Below are 20,451 nucleotides of genomic sequence, written 5' to 3'. Positions count from 1 at the left end.
ATCAGAAAACGCCACTTCTGCAGATAGTTGCGTTCAACCGTTCGGTCATAGCTGTTGTCTCGCATCGGATCGTTCCTCCGCTGCAGCGATCCAATCAGCGAATTATTGAACATGCACAATTGCGAGCGTAGCGAAGCAATCCAGAATCTCTCAGAGGAGGGACTCTGGATTTGCTTCGTCGCATTAGCCAAAATTGCTACGCAATTTTGTCGCGAGCTCCTCGCAATGACGATGCGGAGAGAGTCGGGCGGCGCTACGACTCCGGCACCAAGACCACCTCGTTTCTCGCGGAATGATGTTTGGGGTCGCCTAACCGGAGGAGGGGCCATTCCAGGCCCTCAGTCCAGGCCCTTCCCGGGGCGCGTTGAGGATGAGGACGAATTCGTCCTTTGCAAGCGCAAGCGGCTTTGTTATACGCAGCCGCGCGCGAACGAACGGTTCGCCTTTTCCTCGGTAGCTCAGCGGTAGAGCATCCGACTGTTAATCGGATGGTCGCTGGTTCGAATCCAGCCCGGGGAGCCAAATCTTGCCGATAATTCAATGATTTGCGCTCGCATTCTCATGCGGCATGCAATCTTCTTGTCCTGATATTTGAAGACAGCATCCAAAATCCAGCACGGAATCGCTCTCAAACGGATGTGTGGGCGGGCGCGGTCGCGCCATGCGGACGGCGCCAAATCGACTTAATTCAAATCGAGCATGGTTGCGCCGGACAACAAGGAACTGATTCCCATGTCAGAGATCCAGGTCGACCATTCTCGTGTGGCCCCCTCGATTCTGCCGGCCCGCATTCCTGAGCTTAGCGACGATGAATGCCTCGCCTGTCTGGCGCGGGCGGTCGAGACGCCGGATTCGGCACGGCTGGACGAGGTCGCCGCTCTGATCGGCCGCCTCGCGGTGGCGATCGAATAAGGCTGGTCCGGCCCGCACCGAGAGTTGCGGAAGCCGTGGTCGCTTGAGGCCGACGGCCGTGTTGCCTTTTGACCAAGCATGCTTCAAAGATGCCGCGAATTTCCTCCGCGGTATTGTCCGCATTGCAGGGTCCGCAAATGTCCGGTTTTTCGACCGCGCGCCAAAAAATGGTCGATGGCCAGGTGCGCACCAATGACGTCACCGACCGCCGCATTCTCGACGCCATGCTCACGGTTCCGCGCGAGGCTTTCGTGCCGGCCGGCCGACAGGCACTTGCTTACCTCGATCTCGACCTCGACGTGAGCGAAGGCGCCACCAAACGGTTCCTGATCAAGCCAGCGCTGACTGGCAAGCTGCTTCAGGCCGCTGAAATCGGCGAGGGCGACAACGTGCTGGTTGTCGGCTGTGCGACGGGCTATCTCGCCGCGCTGACGGCCAAGCTCGCGCGGCAGGTCGTCGCGACCGAATGCGATTCGGCCTTGGCCGCGAAGGCTAAGGACGCCTCCACCGCCCTGGGACTTACCAATGTCACCTGCAAGGCGGCGGCCTGCACCGACGGGGAACCGGCTGCTGCCCCCTATGATGTGATCGTCCTCAACGGCGCGGCCGAGGTGATGCCGGAAGCTCTGCTCGGGCAGCTGAAGGAGGGCGGGCGTCTGGTGGGGGTGTCGGCCGAATCGAGGCCGCCGCGCGCCACGATCGTGACCCGTACCCACGGTGAATTCGGCCATCGGGCCCTGTTCGATGCCGCAGCCCCGGTCCTTCCCGGGCTGGAACGGGCGGCCGCCTTCGTCTTCTGACGGCCCAAAAGCCGCCCAAATCCCGTTCTGAATCAGAAGTGTGGCCGGGATGCTGCACGTGAAGAGTTTCCACTGAGAACCACCCATAGGTGGTTCCGTCGCGCTTGACCGCGTCCTATGTTGCGGCGGGGCAACGACTCCACTCGTAGACGTAACCCAGCTCGCGGGCACGAGTTGGGCGTTAGAATGAACGGAAATTTTGGGATGCATGGGGTGAAGCTCTTCACCGGAGCTGCGGTTTCGGTCCTGCTGCTGGCGTTGGCCGGGCCGACGCCTGCCTTGGCGGATACGATCGAGGCCGCGCTGGTGCGCGCCTATCAGAACAATCCGCAGCTCAACGCACAGCGTGCCCAGGTGCGCTCGACCGACGAAAACGTGCCGCAGGCGCTGTCCGGATACCGCCCGAAGGTCTCGCTGACGGCGACCGGCGGTTATCAATATCAGGACTTGCAGAGTGGCGTCGGGACTAACTCAGTCTTCGGATCCAGATTCCCTCGCAGTGTTGGAGTCACCGCGACGCAGACGCTCTACAATGGCAACCAGACCGCCAACCGGACCCGTGCGGCGGAGAGTCAGGTGTCCGGTGCCCGCGAAGCGTTGCGCAGCCTCGATCAGACCGTGCTGCTCCAGGCCGCGACCACTTATATGGATTATCTGCGCGACGCCGCCACGCTGGAAGTCCAGCGCAGCAACGTACGCGTGCTCGAGCAGACGCTGAAGCAGACCCGTGACCGCTTCAACGTCGGCGAAGTGACCCGCACTGACGTTGCGCAATCGGAGGCGCAGCTGGCTGCCGGCAAGACGCAGGCGCTCACTGCCGAAGCGAATTTGACCACGACGCGGGCGAACTTCCGGCGGATCATCGGTAACGAGCCGACGAACCTCGCGCCGGGCTCGCCCGTCGATCGGTTCCTGCCTCCGACGCTTGCAGCTTCAATCGAGCTCGCCCTCATCGAGAACCCTAACGTCACGGCGAGCATGTACGGTATCGACGTCAATTATCTGCAGGTGAAAGTCGCCGAAGGTGCGTTGCTGCCGACGGTTTCGCTTCAGGCATCGGCCACGCGGGCCGACGAACAGTCCTTGATTCAGTTGCGCTCGTACACCGCATCGGCGATCGCGCAGCTCTCAGTGCCGATCTATCAGGGCGGCGGCGAATATTCGCTGATCCGCCAATCCAAGGAGAACCTGGCGCAGCAGCGCCTCAATCTGGAGACGACCCGCGATCAGGCTCGTGCCAACGTCGTGCAGGCGTGGGGCCAGTTGCAGGCTGCCAAGGCGCAGGTGCAGTCCGCGCAGGCACAGGTCACCGCCTCAGAGATCGCGCTGAACGGCGTCCGTGAAGAGGCCAAGGCTGGCCAGCGCACCACGCTCGACGTGCTCAATGCGCAGCAGGCGCTGGTCAACGCGCGTGTCGCGCTCGTCACCGCACAGCACGATCGCGTGGTTGCGTCCTATTCCGTGCTCAGTGCCGTAGGCCGTCTATCGCCGCAGGTCCTTGGCCTGGCGACCACAACCTACGACCCCAGCGTTCACTATCATCAGGTCCGCGACAGCTGGGCTGGCGTGCGCACGCCCGACGGGCGCTGATTCCCGCAATGATCCGGTCGACCTCGCGAACAGCCGAGGTTGACCGGCGCTTTGCTTGCAATCGTCAAAATCCCTGACATAGCCTTGCCAAGATGATGCGGGTCGATTCGTCCCGCGTTGACGACGCGTGTGTAACGCTTGAGTGCCGGGAGCAGGGGCGCACCGCTGCACGTTGAGCCGTGATCTGGGGACAAGTCGGGCTGCCGCGACGAAAAATCACGGACCTCTCGTCCGGAACCGGCCAATCCTGTCCTGCTTGGTGTAAAACAACGCATGCGAGGGCGTTGATGATGTGGAGTCGGAGATGACGCAGCCTGCAAAGGTCACAGAACCCTCCATGGAGGAGATTCTGGCCTCGATCCGGCGCATCATTGCCGACGATGAGGCAAAGCCGCCGCCGGCTGAGGCCGCCAAGCCCGAGAAGGCTGCGGCGCCGAAGCCGCAGGCCGTGAACGACATCCCGACAGCCAAGGTCGCGGCCGCAAAACCTGCCGCCGAGAAGCCCGCGCCGCCAGAAGCGAAGCCGGCTCCGGCGCCGCCGCCAGCACCTGCGGCGGATGCATCCAACAGCCAGGACGACATCGACGCGCTGCTGGCGGGGCTCGACGCGGCCACGCCTGCGCCCGAGGTCCGCGCTCCCGAACCAGAGCCTGAGCCCGACGTGCTCGAACTGACGGACGACATGGCGGTGGATCCGACACCGGCTCCGCCGCCGCCGAGCTTCCGCAAGGTCGAGCCGCGCGACGATCTCGAGTTCGCCGAATCGCCGTCCCCCCGTCCGACGCCGCCACCGTCCTACGCGCCGGTGGATTTTGACGCCCCGCCGCTGCCGCCGCAGCAGCCAATCCTCGCGCAATCGACGGTCTCCGCGGTCGAATCCGCCTTCAATTCCCTGGCCCATACGGTGCTCAGCAGCAATGCGCGGACGCTGGAGGATCTGGTCAAGGAAATGCTGCGGCCGATGCTGAAGTCCTGGCTCGACGACAACCTGCCGGGCTTGGTTGAACGCATCGTGAAGGCCGAAATCGAGCGGGTCTCGCGCGGCGGCAGATAGGGCCGCGGGTCGCGCGGCCCTGATATAGCCCCGCTTGTACGTCAAATTGGCCGCGTCGACCGGGCCGGACAGCCCGTGCGCGCTGACCTTTTCGTTGACTTGTCCGTTGACTTGTCCGTTGACTTGGCCCCCTCGCGCGGCTTTCTAGCACCCCCATGATCGAGAAAAATTACCAGCCCGCCGATATCGAAACCCGCATGTCCGTCGTGTGGGAGGACAGCCTTGCCTTCAAGGCCGGCCGCCCCGACCGTCGCGACGCGGTGCCGTTCACCATCGTGATCCCGCCGCCGAACGTGACGGGCTCGCTGCACATGGGCCACGCCCTCAACAACACGCTGCAGGACATTCTGTGCCGTTTCGAGCGCATGCGTGGCCGCGACGTGCTGTGGCAGCCCGGCACCGATCATGCCGGCATCGCCACCCAGATGGTGGTCGAGCGGCAGCTGACGGAGCGCCAGCAGCCAGGCCGCCGCGAGATGGGCCGCGAGAAGTTTCTGGAGCGGGTCTGGCAGTGGAAGGCCGAGAGCGGCGACACCATCATCAACCAGCTCAAGCGCCTCGGCGCCTCCTGCGACTGGTCGCGCGAGCGCTTCACCATGGACGAAGGCCTGTCGAAGGCCGTCGTCAAGGTGTTCGTCGAGCTGCACCGCGAGGGTCTGATCTACAAGGACAAGCGGCTGGTGAACTGGGATACCAAGCTGCTCACTGCCATCTCCGATCTCGAAGTGCAGCAGGTGGAGGTCAAGGGCAGCCTCTGGTATCTGCGCTATCCGATCGAGGGCAAGACCTTCAGCCCCGAGGATCCCGCGAGCTTCGTCGTTGTCGCCACCACGCGCCCGGAGACCATGCTCGGCGATACCGGCGTTGCCGTGCATCCCGAGGACGAGCGCTATCGGCAGCTGATCGGCAAGAACGTCATCCTGCCGCTGGTCGGCCGCAAGATCAAAATCGTCGCCGACGAATATTCCGATCCGGAGAAGGGCTCGGGCGCTGTGAAGGTGACGCCGGCGCACGACTTCAACGATTTCGAGGTCGGCAATCGCCACGGCCTGCGCCGGATCAGCGTGCTCGACAGGGAAGGCTGTCTCGATCTCCTCGACAACGAGGATTACCTGCGCGACCTGCCCGAGGGCGCCGCGCAGTTCGCCGAGGAGTTCCACAAGGTCGATCGCTTCGCCGCGCGCAAGCGTCTCGTCGAGCGGCTGGAATCGTTCGGCTTCGTCGAGCGGATCGAGCCTCACACCCACATGGTGCCGCATGGCGATCGCTCCAACAGCGTGATCGAGCCGTATCTGACCGACCAGTGGTATGTCGACGCCAAGACGCTCGCTAAGCCTGCGATCGCGGCGGTGCGTTCGGGCGAAACGACGTTCGTGCCGAAAAACTGGGAAAAGACCTATTTCGACTGGATGGAGAACATCCAGCCCTGGTGCATCTCGCGTCAGCTCTGGTGGGGTCACCAGATCCCGGCCTGGTATGGTCCTGACGGTAAGGTATTCGTCGCCGAGACCGAGGAAGAGGCCGTCAGCAATGCGCTCGGCTACTACGTCGAGCAGGAGGTCATCACGGCCGAGCAGGGGCGCGAGATGGCGCTCGACCGCAACAAGCGCGAAGGCTTCATCACCCGTGACGAGGACGTTCTCGATACCTGGTTCTCCTCGGCACTGTGGCCGTTCTCGACTCTCGGCTGGCCCGACGACACGCCCGAAGTGCAGCGCTACTATCCGACCAATGCGCTGGTGACCGGCTTCGACATCATCTTCTTCTGGGTCGCCCGCATGATGATGATGGGCCTGCACTTCATGAAGGAGGTGCCGTTCTCGACTGTCTACATCCACGCCCTCGTCCGCGACGAGAAGGGCGCCAAGATGTCGAAGTCGAAGGGCAACGTCATCGATCCCCTGCATCTGATCGACGAATACGGCGCGGACGCGCTTCGCTTCACGCTGGCCGCGATGGCGGCGCAGGGGCGCGACATCAAGCTCGCCACCAGCCGCGTCGAGGGCTATCGCAACTTTGCGACCAAGCTCTGGAATGCGTGCCGTTTCGCCGAGATGAACCACTGTGCCGTGCCAGATGGCTTCGAGCCGGCGAAGGCGAAGGAGACGCTGAACCGCTGGATCGCGCACGAAACCGCGCACACCACGCGCGAGGTGACCGAGGCGATCGAGGCCTATCGCTTCAACGATGCCGCAGGCAGCATCTACCGCTTCGTCTGGAACGTCTATTGCGACTGGTATGTCGAGCTCGCAAAGCCCGTGCTGCTCGGCCCGGACAGCCCCGCCAAGGACGAGACCCGCGCCATGGTCGCCTGGGCGCGCGACGAGATCCTCAAGCTGTTGCACCCCTTCATGCCCTTCATCACCGAAGAGCTGTGGGAGGTGACGGCCGAGCGCGACGGCCTGCTCGCATTGGCGCCGTGGCCGCTGAAGCCGTCTCAGCCTTCGCCGGAGCAGCTCGCGATGCTCGCCGCGGCCGCCGGGCCGACCGATCCGCTGATCTCGCCGGCCCTGGTCATGCCGATCTTCGACCATGCCGACTTCACCGACCCCAGGGCGGAAGCCGAGATCGGCTGGGTGATCGACCTCATCACCCAGATCCGCTCGGTGCGCGCCGAGATGAACATCCCGCCGGCGACGCTGACGGCGCTCGTGCTTGCCGGCGCCTCGGCCGAGACCCGGGAGCGGGCGCCGCGCTGGACCGACGTCATCAAGCGCATGGCGCGGCTGTCGGAGATCTCCTTCGCCGACCGTGCGCCCGACGGCGCGGTGCAGCTGCTGGTGCGCGGCGAGGTGGCTGCGTTGCCGCTGAAGGGCGTCATCGATGTGGCCGCCGAGCGCGCGCGTCTCGACAAGGAGATCGCGAAGGCGGACGCTGACATCAAGCGTGCCGAATCCAAGCTGGCCAACGAGAAGTTCGTCGCCAACGCGGCCGAGGAGGTCGTCGAGGAGGAGCGTGAAAAGCGCGAGGCCGCGCTGGCGCGCAAGGCCAAGCTGCTCGAGGCACTGGAGCGGCTGAAGCAGGCGTCGTAGCCTACCTCGGAAACGGCTTGCTCAAAAACTTCGAGCCCTTGACGCCATAGCGCCAGGGCAGCTCGACAGCCTTGGTGATGCCGATGCGGATGCCGGCTGCGACCTCCACATCTTCCGTCCGCGCATGCAGCGTGATCGGTGGGCGGTCCAGCGGCAGGGCGTTGTGCGCGATGGTGATGCCGAGCGCTTCGGTCAGCTTGCCCGGGCCCGAGCACAGTGCGTGCACGTCCTGAAGGTGGCGGCGGCGGCGCATCGTCGCAATGCCATGCGTCGGCTCCAGCGCGCGGATCAGCACGGCGCTGGCCGAGCCTTCCTCCTCGCAGACGAAGTTTACGCACCAGTGGATGCCGTAGGAGCGATAGACATAGGCATAGCCGGGCGGGCCGAACATCACCCGGTTCCGCGGCGTCTGGCCATTGTAGGAGTGCGCCGCCGGCTCGGTATGATGATAGGCCTCGACCTCGACGATGATCCCGCCAACGCCGTCGACCAGCATGGTTGCGCCAATCAGGTCGTGGGCGACCTCGCGCACGTTGCGCGCGAAAAAGGCACGCTTGAGGGCCTTGCCAAGCCTGGGTGTGGAAGGTTTCGAGACTGGAGCCATTCGAGGAGAGAATCGCCTGAGAACAGAGCAGGATATTGCCCATATCTGCCATGTTCTCTGAAGTGGTGCGAGCCGGGTTGCGATGCCAGGCCAGACCGACTAGGTAGGACCTGAACAGACCGGACACCCCATGGTCGTTATTGTCGATACCATCTCGAACCCGCTGCGTCCGCGCCACCCTGAAAAGGTGAATCGTCCTGATTCCGCTTCGCCGCCGAAGCCGGACTGGATCCGCGTGCGCGGGCCCAATACCCGCGGCTACGCCGACACCCGCAACATCGTGCGCGCCAACGGCCTGCACACGGTGTGCGAGGAGGCGGGATGCCCGAACATCGGCGAGTGCTGGGACAAGAAGCACGCGACCTTCATGATCATGGGCGACACCTGCACCCGGGCCTGCGCCTTCTGCAACGTCAAGACCGGCCTGCCGAATGCACTGGATGCGGCCGAGCCGCAGAATGTCGCCGAGGCCGTGGCCAAGCTCGGTCTCGCCCACGTCGTCATCACCTCGGTCGACCGCGACGACCTCACTGACGGCGGTGCCGAGCATTTCGCGGAGACGATCCGCGCGATCCGGGCCGCGTGCCCTTCGACCACGATCGAGATCCTGACGCCCGACTTCCTGCGCAAGGAGGGCGCGCTCGAAATCGTGGTCGCGGCCAAGCCGGACGTGTTCAACCACAATCTCGAGACCGTGCCGTCGCGTTATCTCACGGTGCGTCCGGGCGCGCGCTACTTCCACTCGATCCGGCTGTTGCAGCGGGTCAAGGAGCTCGATCCCTCCATCTTCACCAAGTCCGGCATCATGGTCGGCCTCGGCGAAGAGCGCCATGAGGTGCTGCAGGTGATGGACGATCTGCGCTCGGCGGACGTCGATTTCCTCACTGTCGGGCAATATCTCCAGCCGACTCGCAAGCACCACGCGGTGATGCGCTACGTGCCGCCGGACGAGTTCAGCTCTTACGAGAAGGTCGCCTACACCAAGGGGTTCCTGATGGTGTCGGCGAGCCCGCTCACCCGCTCGTCGCATCATGCCGGCGAGGATTTTGCGAGATTGAAGGCCGCGCGGGCCGCGATTGCCCGCTGAACCGATATGCCCCGTTTTTCGAGCAAGCGCCGTGTCAATCACAGCGCACCCGAGATGTTCGATCTGGTCGCCGATATCGAGCGCTACCCGGAATTCGTGCCGCTGTGCAGCGCGCTGAGGGTGCGCCAGCGCATGGCAAAGCCCGACGGCACCGAGGTGCTGGTCGCCGACATGACGGTGTCGTTCAAGCTGGTCAAGGAATCCTTCACCAGCCGGGTGACGCTCGATCGCGCCAATCTGAAGATCCTGGTCGAATATCTGCAAGGTCCTTTCAGCAATCTCGAAAACCGCTGGACGTTCGAGCCCAAGGGCGAGGGCGTCTGCGACGTCGGATTCTTCCTCGCCTACGAATTCAAGAGCCGCATGCTGGCGATGCTGATGGGTTCGATGTTCGACGCCGCCTTCGCGCGGTTTTCCACCGCCTTCGAGAAGCGGGCAGACGCGATCTACGGTCGGCCGAAGCTGGCGCAGTCGCAGTCGTAGAATGGGTAGAGCGAAAGTGCTCTACCGATCCTTGTACCCGCGCTACGGGAACATCAGCCCCGCGGCGAACGTGGCGGCCTGCGCTTCACCGCATGCCGGCGCGGCGAGCGGGTCACGCGCGGGCGCAGGCGGCTTGCGGCGGTACGTTGCGGCTTGGCCGCGACTTGCGGGCCGCGGGCGAGGTCCATCAGCATGCGCAGCGCCTCGACCACGGAGCGGGCGCGCACCGCGCTGCGGCCGATCGCGCCGAAACGGTGCTCGCGATGGATGATGCGGCCATCACGCGCGGCGGCGGCGAAGTGCACGAGGCCAACGGGCTTGCCGGGCGTGGCACCGCCGGGGCCGGCAATGCCGGTGATCGCGACGGCGAGATCGACATCAGCGCGCTCCAGCGCGCCGATCGCCATGGCGGTCGCGGTCTCCTTGCTCACCGCGCCGAAATTCGTCAGCGTGCTGGCTTCGACCCCTAACATCGCGCGCTTGGCGTCGTTGGAATAGGTGACGAAGCCGCGGTCGATGACGTCCGAGGAGCCTGGGATATCGGTCAGTGCGCCGGCAACGAGCCCGCCGGTGCAGGATTCAGCGGTCGCGATCGTCAGCTTGCGCATCCGGCACAGATCGAGCAGCGAGCGGGCAATGGCGCGTGCGTCGCTGCCGCCCATGGCCTCACATGCTCCAAGTCTTTTCGTCGAACGGCAGGCGAATGGTGGCGCTCGCGGTGGCCGCGATGCCTTCCTCGCGGCCGGTGAAGCCGAGGCGCTCGCTGGTGGTAGCCTTCACCGCCACGCGCGAAATGTCGACGCCTGAGATATCGGCAATGCGCGCGCGCATGGTGTCGCGCAAGGGGCCGATCTTGGGTCGCTCGCAGATCAGCGTCACCTCGAGATTGGCGATGCGGCCGCCGCGCTGGGCGACGCGCTCGATAGCGTATTCCAGGAACTGGTCGGAGGAGGCGCCCTTCCATTTCGCATCGCTCGGCGGGAAGTGCGAGCCGATGTCGCCGTCGGCGAGCGCGCCGAGGATGGCGTCGACCAGTGCATGCAGGCCGACATCGCCGTCGGAGTGCGCCAGGAAGCCCTTGCTGTGCGGCACGCGCACGCCGCAGATCATGACATGGTCGCCTTCGCCGAAGGCGTGCACGTCATAGCCGGTGCCGGTCCTGATGTCGCCCAGCTGGGCAGCCAGGCGCGCCTCTTCGCGCACGAAATCCTCGGGAGTGGTGAGCTTCATATTGGCAACATCGCCTTCAAAGGTTGCAACCGTCAATCCCGCCCATTCGGCAATCGCGGCATCGTCGGTGAAATCCGAGCGCCCGTCCTTCGCGGCGCGACGATGCGCCTCCAGGATGACGTCGAAACGAAAGGATTGCGGCGTCTGTGCGATGCGCAGGCGGGCGCGGTCGGGCGTGTCCTCGACATTGCCGCTCTCACCGGTGATCTTGATGGTGTCGGTGACGGGAACGACGGGAATCGCGGCTCCGGTGCGGCTCGCCGCCTCGATCGCGCGCGAGATCACCCCGTCAGAGACGAAGGGACGCGCCGCGTCGTGGATCAGCACGATATCCGGCTCGTGCTTCGCCAGCGCCTCGAGACCGGCAAGCACCGAAGCCTGCCGCGTCGCGCCGCCATTGGTCGGCGGCTCGTGCTTCAGCCCTGCGACCGCCGCGGCGAACATGGCGGTGTCGTCGGGGTTCACCACCGGCTGCACTGCGAACACATCAGGATGGCGGCTGAAGGCTTCCATGGCGCGATAGATCACAGGCACGCCGCCAATCTCGCGATATTGCTTCGGCCCGCCAGCGCCGGCGCGCAGGCCGCGTCCGGCCGCCACGAGGACGACAGCGGTGCGTTGTGATTTCGCCATAGGACTCAAATACTCAGTTGCCAATGAAAGGGCAGGGGGTGATTTGCCGGCATGCCTCTAGCACGGCAAGCCCGCAAAAAAAGGGGATTTCCCGGGATTGTGGGAAACAGCATTTTGCTGCACTGCACTTGAAAGATTTGCAGAACTGTCTAAACTGTAGGCATGACGCTTGACTGCACAAGAATTGTGCGCAAGATAGATCATGGCAGGCGCAATGACGCCCTGCTCAGTCAACGAGACCCCCGTGACCGGCTCGGCAGTATCAGGCTCTAAGCCGTTGAAAATAGGCGATATTGAAGTCGCCACCCCGGTCTTCCTGGCGCCGATGTCAGGTGTGACTGACTCGCCCGTCCGCCGGCTGGCCGCCGAGCTTGGGGCCGGTCTCGTCGTATCCGAGATGACCGCAAGCGATGAGCTCGCCAATGGCCACTGGATGTCCCGGTTGCGTTGCGAAGCCACGGGAATCGGTCCGCACGTGGTCCAGCTTGCCGGCTGCGAGGCGCACTGGATGGCCGAAGGCGCCCGCATCGCGGAATCCGAGGGCGCCGACATCATCGATATCAACATGGGCTGTCCGGCCCGCCATGTCACCGGCGGCCAGTCTGGCTCGGCCTTGATGCGCGATCTCGACCACGCCGTCAGCCTGATCGACGCGACGGTCGCCGCGGTGAAGGTGCCCGTGACGCTCAAGATGCGGCTCGGCTGGGACGACCGCACGCGCAATGCGCCGGAACTGGCGCGGCGCGCTGAAGCCGCCGGCATCCGGCTCGTCACCGTTCACGGCCGCACCCGCTGCCAATTCTACAAGGGCGAGGCCGATTGGGATGCGATCCGCGCCGTGCGCGAGGCCATCTCCATTCCGCTCGTCGTCAACGGCGACATCACGTCCTATGAAAAGGCGCTCACCGCATTGGAAGCCTCAGGCGCCGACGCCGTGATGATCGGCCGCGGTGCGCAGGGCCAGCCCTGGCTGCCCGGTCAGATCGGCCGCCGCCTGCAGGGCGGGGCTGAGGAAGCTGCCCCCTCGCTCGAAACGCAGCTGCATTATGTCCGCACACTCTATGATGGCGTTTGCGCGCTCTATGGTCTGCGCATCGGTCTCAGGCATGCCCGCAAGCATCTGGGCTGGGCGCTCGATGTCGCAGCGCAGGCGAGCCGTGCGCCGGCCGAGAAGCTGAGATCCTGGCGCCAAAAGATCCTGGTCTCGGAGGATCCGCGCCTCGTTCACAATTCACTGCAAGACGCTTTCGACGACTTCGCATGGAGCGCCGCTGCATGAGCTCAGCCGCTGAACATCGTCGGCCGCTTCAGTCCGACAGCGACGCAATCCTGGATGCGTTGCCGAATCCCGTGCTCATGATCGGGCCGGACGGCAAGATCGTCGCCGCCAATATCGCGACCGAAGCTTTCTTCGAGATCTCGACGCAGTTCTTGAAGCGGCAGTCGTTGAAGGAACTGGTGCCGTTCGGCAGCCCCTTGCTGGCGCTGATCGACCAGGTGCGCTCGTCGAACTCGCCGGTCAACGAATACAAGGTCGATTTGGGTACGCCGCGCATGGGCGGCGATCGCCAGGTCGACCTGCACGTCGCGCCGCTCACCGAGCGTCCGGGCCACATCGTGGTGATGCTGCAGGAACGCACCATCGCCGACAAGATGGATCGACAGCTCACCCATCGCAGCGCCGCGCGCTCGGTGATAGCGCTAGCAGCAATGCTCGCGCATGAGATCAAGAATCCGCTTTCGGGTATTCGCGGCGCGGCGCAGCTCTTGGAGCAGCAGGCCTCGTCCGAGGACCGCATGCTGACGCGCCTGATCTGCGACGAGGCCGACCGCATCGTGACGCTGGTCGACCGCATGGAGGTGTTCGGCGACGAGCGTCCCGTGGTGCGCGGGCCCGTCAACATCCATTCGGTGCTCGACCACGTGAAGCGGCTGGCGCAGTCGGGCTTTGCCCGCAACATCCGCTTCATCGAGGACTACGATCCCTCGCTGCCGCCGGTGCTCGCGAATCAGGACCAGCTGATTCAGGTGTTCCTCAACCTCGTGAAGAACGCCGCAGAAGCCCTGATCGACGTGCCCGACGCCGAGATCCAGCTCACCACCGCGTTCCGCCCCGGCGTGCGCCTGTCAGTGCCTGGTCAAAAATCCCGGGTATCTCTGCCGCTCGAATTCTGCGTGAGGGACAATGGACCAGGCGTGCCCGACGATCTTCTGCCCAATCTGTTCGACCCCTTCGTGACCACCAAGCAGACCGGAAGTGGTCTCGGTTTGGCGCTGGTTGCAAAAATCGTCGGCGATCACGGGGGCATCATCGAATGCGAATCTCAGCCGCGCAAGACCACCTTCCGCGTGCTGATGCCGATGTATTCCACATCGGTCAAACATGCCGATCAAAGCAGTCGCGACGGCTCTGCCGGGAAGTCGTCGCCTGCATCACAGGGGGCAAAATGAGGATCAACGATGCCCGCAGGTAGCATTCTCGTAGCCGATGACGATACCGCCATCCGCACCGTTCTCAATCAGGCACTGTCCCGCGCCGGTTACGAGGTGCGGCTGACCGGCAATGCCGCAACGCTGTGGCGCTGGGTCAGCCAGGGGGAGGGCGATCTCGTCATCACCGACGTGGTGATGCCGGACGAAAACGCCTTCGACCTGTTGCCGCGGATCAAGAAGATGCGGCCGAATTTGCCCGTCATCGTCATGAGCGCGCAGAACACGTTCATGACGGCGATCCGAGCTTCCGAGCGCGGGGCTTACGAATATCTGCCGAAGCCCTTTGACCTCAAGGAGCTGATCGCCATCGTCGGTCGCGCGCTCGCCGAGCCGAAGGAGCGGACCTCGACGCCTGACGAGGATGCCGAGATGGAGGCGATCCCGCTGGTCGGCCGTTCGCCGGCGATGCAGGAAATCTACCGCGTGCTGGCGCGCCTGATGCAGACCGACCTCACCGTGATGATCACGGGCGAGTCCGGCACCGGCAAGGAGCTCGTGGCGCGCGCGCTGCACGATTACGGCAAGCGTCGCAACGGGCCGTTTGTCGCGGTCAACATGGCGGCGATCCCGCGCGATCTCATCGAGTCCGAATTGTTCGGCCACGAGCGCGGTGCCTTCACCGGCGCGAACACCCGCGCCTCCGGCCGGTTCGAGCAGGCCGAAGGCGGCACGCTGTTCCTGGATGAGATCGGCGACATGCCGATGGAGGCGCAGACCCGTCTGCTGCGCGTCCTTCAGCAGGGCGAATACACGACGGTCGGCGGCCGCACCCCGATCAAGACAGACGTGCGCATCGTCGCCGCCTCGAACAAGGACCTGCGAGTCCTGATCCAGCAGGGCCTGTTCCGCGAAGATCTGTTCTTCCGCCTCAACGTCGTCCCGCTGCGGCTGCCGCCTTTGCGCGAGCGCATCGAGGACCTGCCCGATCTCGTGCGTCACTTCTTCACGCTGGCCGAGAAGGACGGCCTGCCGCCGAAGAAGCTGGATGCGCTGGCGCTGGAGCGGCTGAAGCAGCATCGCTGGCCCGGCAACGTGCGCGAGCTGGAAAATCTCGCCCGGCGCCTCGCAGCGCTCTATCCGCAGGACGTGATCACGGCCTCCGTCATCGACGGCGAGCTCGCGCCCCCCTCGGTCAGTCCGGGCGCTGCGGTCCAGCAGGGCGTCGACAATCTCGGCGGCGCCGTGGAAGCGTATCTGTCCTCGCACTTCCAGGGCTTTCCGAACGGTGTGCCGCCGCCCGGCCTCTATCACCGCATCCTCAAGGAGATCGAGGTGCCGCTGCTCACGGCCGCGCTCGCTGCCACCCGCGGCAACCAGATCCGCGCCGCCGACCTGCTCGGTCTCAACCGCAACACGTTGCGGAAGAAGATCCGGGACCTCGACATCCAGGTGTATCGGAGCGGGGGCTGATTCCGCTCAGAGCCGAAGCTGGGCAGGCCGAAGCGGAAGGAGCCGAGGCCGACTAACACCCGCCGCGACGGTGACGCGAATGCCGGCGGTTGCCGAGCTTCGGAGGCGGGCACGGCCGCTCTGAAAAAATCCGCAGGGTAGCTCGGTTGCTCGCAGGCGCTGCCGGCTGCTCCAGATCGGCTTGCGTGCTTCGGGGGACCGAGCAGCAACGCGGCGATCGCGAGCTGGATTCACACCTGCGCTGGGACGGCGGAACGCGGAGACCAGCGAGGCGCTGAACGAGCGATTGGCCAGAACCAGCGAGAACAATCCGAGCGCACGGGCTTCCACCTCGGCATGCCGCGGCCGTGCGCCGCGATGTTGATGCGAGGACGCCGAGGGCACGCTCCACGCAAGTCCGCATTGGTTTGCCCGGCGGTGGCTCAGCTCCCCCTACCAAGGCAGAGCTGAGCCTGTCCGGATCGCGCTGGCCGTTGTGGCTGACGCGCTGAGCAGAAATCCCAATCGGCCTAAATGTTCCGCTTGCGTTCAAATGGGTCGTTCGGCCGCAACGCGCGGCATGACATCTATCTGACCGTTTGGCCGGATGCCGGCATCACGCTGGCGAGATTCACCGGGACCTGCTGAAGGGCGAGGCCGTTGACCAGGAGGTCGGCGGCCACGATCAGCAGAAGAACGGCCGAAACCATCGTCGCGAGAAAGATCCTATCCATGCCGGATCAAGCCGGGACGGCGGGAATCCGTTCCCAGCCGAATGGCATGTCCCTGTGGATTGCGCCGCTCCGCGGCGGGGCAGACGCCGCGGAATTGTCGCAATTCGGCAACAATGTGGTACGAATACATCAGTACCCGCCCGTCGCGGACCCGTTTTCAGCACCACCATTGCCGGAATGACCAGCGCAGACACCTCGGCCGCACACTTTGACACGGCCCCAGCGGAAGAGCCCCGGCGTTGGTCGGTGCGGCGCTGGCTGGCACCCGTTGCCGTGGCGCTGGCGCTGCTGTCGGCCTTCCTGACCTTCCTGGTCCTGACCGGTCTCACCAAGATCGAGCCGACGCCCGAGGTGGTCCGTACGTTCTACCTGATCAATGCGGCCACGATCCTGCTGCTGGTCGGCATTATCATCCGCGAACTCTGGCAGCTGATCCTGGCGCGGCGGCGGGGCAGGGCGGCGGCGCGTCTCCATGTCCAAATCGTCAGCCTGTTCTCGATCGTGGCGGTGCTGCCGGCGGTGCTGGTCGCGGTCGTCGCCAACGTCACCATCGAGCGTGGCCTCGACCGGCTCTTCTCCGGGCCGACCAAGGAGGTGATCCAGAACTCGCTGACGATCGCGCGGGCCTATATGCAGGATCACGCGCAGCTGATCCGTGGCGACATCATCGGCATGGCCAACGACATCGCCCATGCCCGGCCGCTCTACGACCAGGACCGCCGCTCGTTCCGCGAGATGCTGACGGCGAGCGCCGCCTCCCGGAACCTGCCGGGCGCGATGATCATCGACAAGAACACCAACATCCTGGAGTCGGCCGACACCGGCATGCGGCTGGCTTATTCGCCGCCGGCGTCGGACTTTCTCAGCAATGTCAACGAGAACGAGCCCGAGATCGCGGTGCTCCCCGATGCGAGCTTCGTCGCCGCGGTGATCCGCCTGCGCGCCTTCAACGACACCTTCCTCTATGTCGCCCGTCCGCTCGACCCGAATGTCGTCAATCAGCTCAAGCAGACCGAAGTCAGCGTCGCCGAATACGCCCAGATCGAGTCACGCCGGCTCGGCATCCAGGTCGCGTTCGCGCTGATGTTCGCGGTGATCGCGCTGACCATTTTGATGGCCTCGGTGCTGATCGGCCTCAACTTCGCCAATTCGCTGGTCTCGCCGATCCGGCGGCTGATGAACGCGGCGCACACGGTCTCGACCGGCGACCTCCACGTCCAGGTGCCCGTGCACCAGTCGGAAGGCGATCTCGCCCAGCTGGGTGAGACTTTCAACAAGATGACGCAGGAACTGCGCAGCCAGCGCGACGAGCTCGTCAACGCCAGCGATCTCATCGATAGCCGCCGCCGCTTCATCGAGGCCGTGCTGTCCTCGGCGAGCGCCGGCATCATCGGTGTCGATACGTCCGGCAGTGTCGGCATCCTCAACCGCTCCGCCGAGAAGCTGATCGGGCACTCCGAAGCGGAGACCCTCGGCCATCCGCTCTCCGACGTGCTGCCCGAGCTCGACGAGATGATGAAGGCGGCGCGCGAAGGGACCCAGCGTCTGGTGCAGGGCCAGATCACGATCACCCGCGACGGCACCGAGCGCAATCTGTCGGTCCGCGTCAGTGCCGAGAAGAACCAGCCGCACGACAGCTACATCATCACGCTCGACGATATCACCGAGCTCGTCTCGGCCCAGCGCACCTCGGCCTGGGGCGACGTCGCGCGTCGCATCGCGCATGAGATCAAGAACCCGCTGACGCCGATCCAGCTCTCGGCCGAGCGCATCCGCCGCAAGTTCGGCAAGACCATCACCGAGGACAAGGACAAGCAGATCTTCGACCAGTGCACCGACACCATCGTGCGCCAGGTCGACGACATCAGGCGCATGGTCGACGAGTTCTCGCGCTTTGCGCGGATGCCCAAGCCTGTAATGGAAGGCGAGGACGTCGCGGACACCGTGCGGCAAGCCGTGTTCCTGATGAAGGTCGCCCATCCCGAGATCGACATCGAGGCCGAGTTCAAACAGGATCCGCTGCGCGCCCAGTTCGACCGGCGGCTGATCTCGCAGGCAGTCACCAACATCATCAAGAACGCCACCGAGGCGATCGAGCAGGTCCCGCCGGAAGAACTCGGCAAAGGCCGCATCGACGTCGTGGTGTCGCGCGAGGGCGAAGACGTGTTGATCGACGTCATCGATAACGGCATCGGCCTGCCCAAGGTCGCGCGCTCGCGCCTGCTCGAGCCGTACGTCACCACGCGCGCCAAGGGCACCGGGCTGGGGCTGGCCATCGTCGGCCGCGTGCTGGAAGACCATGGCGGGCGCATCGAGCTGAAGGACGCCTCCGACTTCCGCGAAGGCCAGCGCGGCGCCTGGATGCGGATGCGCTTTGCCGTCTCGGGGCAACCCGCGAAGTCCGAGATGGTCGAGCAAACGCCGGCGGCCAAGCAAGCGGCCACGGAATCCGTCAAGAGCCAGCAAACCAAAGAGCCGGCTGAAAAGACCAATGATTCAACCAAAATCGAAGCCTCAACAGGCAGCTGACAACACAGGCGCGATCCATGGCAAGTGAAATTCTGATTGTCGATGATGAGGCCGATATTCGGGATCTCGTTGCGGGCATCCTCGAGGACGAGGGCTTCGTGACCCGGACCGCACGCGACAGCGATACGGCGCTCGCCGAGATCGCCAATCGCCGGCCGCATCTCGTGTTTCTCGATATCTGGCTGCAAGGCTCCAAGCTCGACGGCTTGCAGCTCTTGGAGCAGGTCAAGAAGGACAATGCCGATCTGCCCGTCGTGATGATCTCAGGCCACGGCAACATCGAGACCGCGGTCGCCGCGATCAAGCGCGGCGCCTACGATTTCATCGAGAAACCGTTCAAGGCCGACCGGCTGATCCTGGTCGCGACCCGCGCACTGGAGAACTCGCGGCTCAAGCGCGAGGTCAAGGAGCTGAAACAGCTCGCGCCGAGTGCCAGCCAGCTGGTCGGCCGTTCGCCAAGCATGAACCAGCTGCGCCAGACCATCGAGCGCGCCGCCAAAGCCAACAGCCGTATCCTGATCGTCGGCCCCGCTGGCGCCGGCAAGGAACTGACCGCGCGCACTCTGCATACGGCCTCGGGCCGCGCCGACGGTCCTTTCGTGGTGATCAATGCCGCCGCGATCACACCCGAGCGCATGGAGCACGAGCTGTTCGGCGTCGAGCAGTCCAATGGCGAGCAGCCGCGCAAGCCCGGCGCGCTCGAGGAAGCCCATGGCGGCACGTTGTTCATCGACGAGATCGCGGACATGCCGCGCGAGACCCAGAACAAGATCTTGCGCGTGCTGGTGGAGCAGTCATTCCAGCGCGTCGGCGGCACTGCCAAGGTGCAGGTCGACGTGCGCATCATCTCATCGACCGCGCGCAATCTCGAAGAGGAGATCGCGGCGGGCCGTTTCCGGGAGGATCTCTACCACCGGCTCTCGGTGGTGCCGATCCGCGTGCCGGCGCTGTCGGAGCGGCGCGAGGACATTCCGGAATTGATCGACTACTTCATGGAGCAGATCTCGGCCGGCAGTGGCTTGCCCAAGCGTCAGATCGGGCAGGACGCAATGGCGGTGCTGCAATCGCATGTCTGGCCCGGTAATGTGCGCCAGCTCCGCAACAACGTTGAGAGAGTCATGATTCTGGCGGCAGGCGGACCCGAAGTGATCATTACGGCCGATATGTTGCCGCAGGACGTCGGCTCCATGGTGCCGGCGATGCCGACCAGCAACAATGGCGAGCACATCATGGGCCTGCCGCTGCGCGAAGCGCGCGAAGTGTTCGAGCGCGACTATTTGATTGCGCAGATCAGCCGTTTCTCAGGAAATATTTCTCGCACGGCTGAGTTCGTTGGCATGGAACGGTCGGCGCTGCATCGGAAGTTGAAGGCGCTCGGCGTCGGCTAGCGCCGCGACACTGCAGGCCGCCCTCGGGAATAGGCGAGGAAAATCATCGATTTCCGTAATTTTTCGGGGCAATAGGGCATGGCCTGCCGCGTGAAGCGGCTTGCCTAATATCCCGACCTGTCCTCTAATTGAAACGCTGTTCCTTCCGAGGGGGATCTCATGAGGACGGCAACCGGGAGAGGCCTCGTCACAAGAGGCCGCAACCGGCGCAATAAAAAGAAACTCAAAGCGAGAAAAAAACAATGGCGGCAGACCGCGCACAAAACCTACAGGACACCTTCCTTAATCACGTTCGCAAAACCAAGACGCCACTGACGATCTTTCTGGTCAACGGAGTGAAGCTCCAGGGCATCGTGACCTGGTTCGACAATTTCTGTTTGCTGCTGCGGCGCGACGGTCATTCGCAGCTTGTCTACAAGCATGCGATCTCGACCATCATGCCCGGCGCTCCGATTCAGCTGTTCGAAGGCGGCGAGGACCAGCCGGCTTGAGA

General features: G+C 64.5%; 17 protein-coding genes and 1 tRNA gene. 14 read left to right on the top strand and 4 right to left on the bottom strand.

Going from position 1 to position 20,451, the window contains the following annotated elements; all coding sequences use genetic code 11:
- Positions 1-447: 447 nt before the first annotated feature.
- The 6 genes from EAV90_RS12665 to EAV90_RS12640 all read left to right on the top strand — a co-directional run bounded on the left by EAV90_RS12665 (position 448) and on the right by EAV90_RS12640 (position 7,388).
- Positions 448-522 (top strand) — tRNA-Asn (locus EAV90_RS12665).
- A 210-nt stretch (positions 523-732) separates the two neighbouring features.
- The gene (locus EAV90_RS12660; RefSeq protein ID WP_129143503.1) at positions 733-912 is read left to right on the top strand and encodes a hypothetical protein; all 180 of its coding nucleotides are present in this window, start codon (positions 733-735) and stop codon (positions 910-912) included.
- A 137-nt stretch (positions 913-1,049) separates the two neighbouring features.
- Positions 1,050-1,712: a protein-L-isoaspartate O-methyltransferase family protein gene (locus tag EAV90_RS12655; protein WP_129143499.1), complete on the top strand. Its 663-nt coding sequence runs from the start codon at positions 1,050-1,052 to the stop codon at positions 1,710-1,712.
- A gap of 204 nt (positions 1,713-1,916) precedes the next feature.
- A complete protein-coding gene (locus tag EAV90_RS12650) occupies positions 1,917-3,302 on the top strand; it encodes a TolC family outer membrane protein (protein ID WP_122403291.1) in 1,386 nt (461 codons plus the stop codon).
- Positions 3,303-3,606: 304 nt separating this feature from the next.
- Positions 3,607-4,356 (top strand): PopZ family protein, encoded by a 750-nt coding sequence (locus EAV90_RS12645; protein ID WP_164936890.1) that lies wholly within the window; start codon positions 3,607-3,609, stop codon positions 4,354-4,356.
- Positions 4,357-4,511: 155 nt separating this feature from the next.
- The gene (locus EAV90_RS12640) at positions 4,512-7,388 is read left to right on the top strand and encodes a valine--tRNA ligase (protein WP_129143497.1); all 2,877 of its coding nucleotides are present in this window, start codon (positions 4,512-4,514) and stop codon (positions 7,386-7,388) included.
- A 1-nt stretch (position 7,389) separates the two neighbouring features.
- Here EAV90_RS12640 and EAV90_RS12635 read toward each other — a convergent pair whose 3' ends face one another.
- A complete protein-coding gene (locus EAV90_RS12635; RefSeq protein ID WP_122403288.1) occupies positions 7,390-7,992 on the bottom strand; it encodes a DNA-3-methyladenine glycosylase in 603 nt (200 codons plus the stop codon).
- A gap of 130 nt (positions 7,993-8,122) precedes the next feature.
- Here EAV90_RS12635 and lipA point away from each other — a divergent pair, with 130 nt between their 5' ends.
- Positions 8,123-9,079, top strand: a complete 957-nt coding sequence (gene lipA, locus EAV90_RS12630) for a lipoyl synthase (RefSeq protein WP_129143496.1) — start codon at positions 8,123-8,125, stop codon at positions 9,077-9,079.
- A 6-nt stretch (positions 9,080-9,085) separates the two neighbouring features.
- Positions 9,086-9,562: a type II toxin-antitoxin system RatA family toxin gene (locus tag EAV90_RS12625; RefSeq protein ID WP_129143495.1), complete on the top strand. Its 477-nt coding sequence runs from the start codon at positions 9,086-9,088 to the stop codon at positions 9,560-9,562.
- A 53-nt stretch (positions 9,563-9,615) separates the two neighbouring features.
- On the opposite strand, the gene EAV90_RS12620 is transcribed toward EAV90_RS12625, so the two are convergent.
- Together EAV90_RS12620 and EAV90_RS12615 are read right to left on the bottom strand one after the other, a co-directional pair.
- On the bottom strand, positions 9,616-10,224 hold the full coding sequence (locus tag EAV90_RS12620; RefSeq protein WP_129143494.1) for a CinA family protein: 609 nt from the start codon (positions 10,222-10,224) through the stop codon (positions 9,616-9,618).
- Positions 10,225-10,228: 4 nt separating this feature from the next.
- Positions 10,229-11,425, bottom strand: a complete 1,197-nt coding sequence (locus EAV90_RS12615) for a bifunctional 2-C-methyl-D-erythritol 4-phosphate cytidylyltransferase/2-C-methyl-D-erythritol 2,4-cyclodiphosphate synthase (RefSeq protein WP_129143493.1) — start codon at positions 11,423-11,425, stop codon at positions 10,229-10,231.
- Positions 11,426-11,750: 325 nt separating this feature from the next.
- Here EAV90_RS12615 and dusB point away from each other — a divergent pair, with 325 nt between their 5' ends.
- From dusB to ntrC, 3 genes are read left to right on the top strand one after another with little or no spacing between them, the layout of a single operon-like run.
- Positions 11,751-12,704, top strand: a complete 954-nt coding sequence (gene dusB, locus EAV90_RS12610; RefSeq protein ID WP_244608022.1) for a tRNA dihydrouridine synthase DusB — start codon at positions 11,751-11,753, stop codon at positions 12,702-12,704.
- Positions 12,701-13,876, top strand: a complete 1,176-nt coding sequence (locus EAV90_RS12605) for a two-component system sensor histidine kinase NtrB (protein ID WP_027573361.1) — start codon at positions 12,701-12,703, stop codon at positions 13,874-13,876. The genes dusB and EAV90_RS12605 overlap by 4 nt, the downstream gene beginning before the upstream one ends.
- A 9-nt stretch (positions 13,877-13,885) precedes the next feature.
- Positions 13,886-15,328, top strand: a complete 1,443-nt coding sequence (ntrC, locus tag EAV90_RS12600) for a nitrogen regulation protein NR(I) (protein WP_122403283.1) — start codon at positions 13,886-13,888, stop codon at positions 15,326-15,328.
- 566 nt (positions 15,329-15,894) lie between these two features.
- Here the strand turns inward: ntrC and EAV90_RS39430 are convergent.
- Entirely contained in the window at positions 15,895-16,041 is a 147-nt protein-coding gene (locus EAV90_RS39430) for a hypothetical protein (protein WP_164936889.1), read from the bottom strand.
- Between the two features lie 177 nt (positions 16,042-16,218).
- Here EAV90_RS39430 and EAV90_RS12595 point away from each other — a divergent pair, with 177 nt between their 5' ends.
- The 3 genes from EAV90_RS12595 (at position 16,219) to hfq (ending at position 20,449) form a co-directional block, all read left to right on the top strand.
- Positions 16,219-18,570 (top strand): sensor histidine kinase, encoded by a 2,352-nt coding sequence (locus EAV90_RS12595; RefSeq protein WP_129143492.1) that lies wholly within the window; start codon positions 16,219-16,221, stop codon positions 18,568-18,570.
- Between the two features lie 17 nt (positions 18,571-18,587).
- Entirely contained in the window at positions 18,588-19,958 is a 1,371-nt protein-coding gene (gene ntrX, locus EAV90_RS12590; protein WP_036039494.1) for a nitrogen assimilation response regulator NtrX, read from the top strand.
- Between the two features lie 242 nt (positions 19,959-20,200).
- Positions 20,201-20,449, top strand: a complete 249-nt coding sequence (hfq, locus tag EAV90_RS12585; RefSeq protein WP_007591126.1) for an RNA chaperone Hfq — start codon at positions 20,201-20,203, stop codon at positions 20,447-20,449.
- Positions 20,450-20,451: the final 2 nt, after the last annotated feature.

Origin of the sequence: Bradyrhizobium vignae (assembly GCF_004114425.1) — a bacterium.
In the GTDB taxonomy this organism is placed as follows: Bacteria; Pseudomonadota; Alphaproteobacteria; order Rhizobiales; family Xanthobacteraceae; genus Bradyrhizobium; species Bradyrhizobium vignae.
This window is presented reverse-complemented; position numbering and strand designations above follow the sequence as displayed.

Coding starts and splice junctions, on each gene's coding strand:
- EAV90_RS12640 (WP_129143497.1), top strand. CDS start 4,512: ATGATCGAGAAAAATTACCAGCCCGCCGATATCGAAACCCGCATGTCC.
- lipA (WP_129143496.1), top strand. CDS start 8,123: ATGGTCGTTATTGTCGATACCATCTCGAACCCGCTGCGTCCGCGCCAC.
- EAV90_RS12645 (WP_164936890.1), top strand. CDS start 3,607: ATGACGCAGCCTGCAAAGGTCACAGAACCCTCCATGGAGGAGATTCTG.
- EAV90_RS12625 (WP_129143495.1), top strand. CDS start 9,086: ATGCCCCGTTTTTCGAGCAAGCGCCGTGTCAATCACAGCGCACCCGAG.
- EAV90_RS39430 (WP_164936889.1), bottom strand. CDS start 16,041: ATGGATAGGATCTTTCTCGCGACGATGGTTTCGGCCGTTCTTCTGCTG.
- EAV90_RS12615 (WP_129143493.1), bottom strand. CDS start 11,425: ATGGCGAAATCACAACGCACCGCTGTCGTCCTCGTGGCGGCCGGACGC.
- ntrC (WP_122403283.1), top strand. CDS start 13,886: ATGCCCGCAGGTAGCATTCTCGTAGCCGATGACGATACCGCCATCCGC.
- EAV90_RS12605 (WP_027573361.1), top strand. CDS start 12,701: ATGAGCTCAGCCGCTGAACATCGTCGGCCGCTTCAGTCCGACAGCGAC.
- EAV90_RS12660 (WP_129143503.1), top strand. CDS start 733: ATGTCAGAGATCCAGGTCGACCATTCTCGTGTGGCCCCCTCGATTCTG.
- hfq (WP_007591126.1), top strand. CDS start 20,201: ATGGCGGCAGACCGCGCACAAAACCTACAGGACACCTTCCTTAATCAC.
- dusB (WP_244608022.1), top strand. CDS start 11,751: ATGTCAGGTGTGACTGACTCGCCCGTCCGCCGGCTGGCCGCCGAGCTT.
- ntrX (WP_036039494.1), top strand. CDS start 18,588: ATGGCAAGTGAAATTCTGATTGTCGATGATGAGGCCGATATTCGGGAT.
- EAV90_RS12595 (WP_129143492.1), top strand. CDS start 16,219: ATGACCAGCGCAGACACCTCGGCCGCACACTTTGACACGGCCCCAGCG.
- EAV90_RS12650 (WP_122403291.1), top strand. CDS start 1,917: ATGCATGGGGTGAAGCTCTTCACCGGAGCTGCGGTTTCGGTCCTGCTG.
- EAV90_RS12620 (WP_129143494.1), bottom strand. CDS start 10,224: ATGGGCGGCAGCGACGCACGCGCCATTGCCCGCTCGCTGCTCGATCTG.
- EAV90_RS12655 (WP_129143499.1), top strand. CDS start 1,050: ATGTCCGGTTTTTCGACCGCGCGCCAAAAAATGGTCGATGGCCAGGTG.
- EAV90_RS12635 (WP_122403288.1), bottom strand. CDS start 7,992: ATGGCTCCAGTCTCGAAACCTTCCACACCCAGGCTTGGCAAGGCCCTC.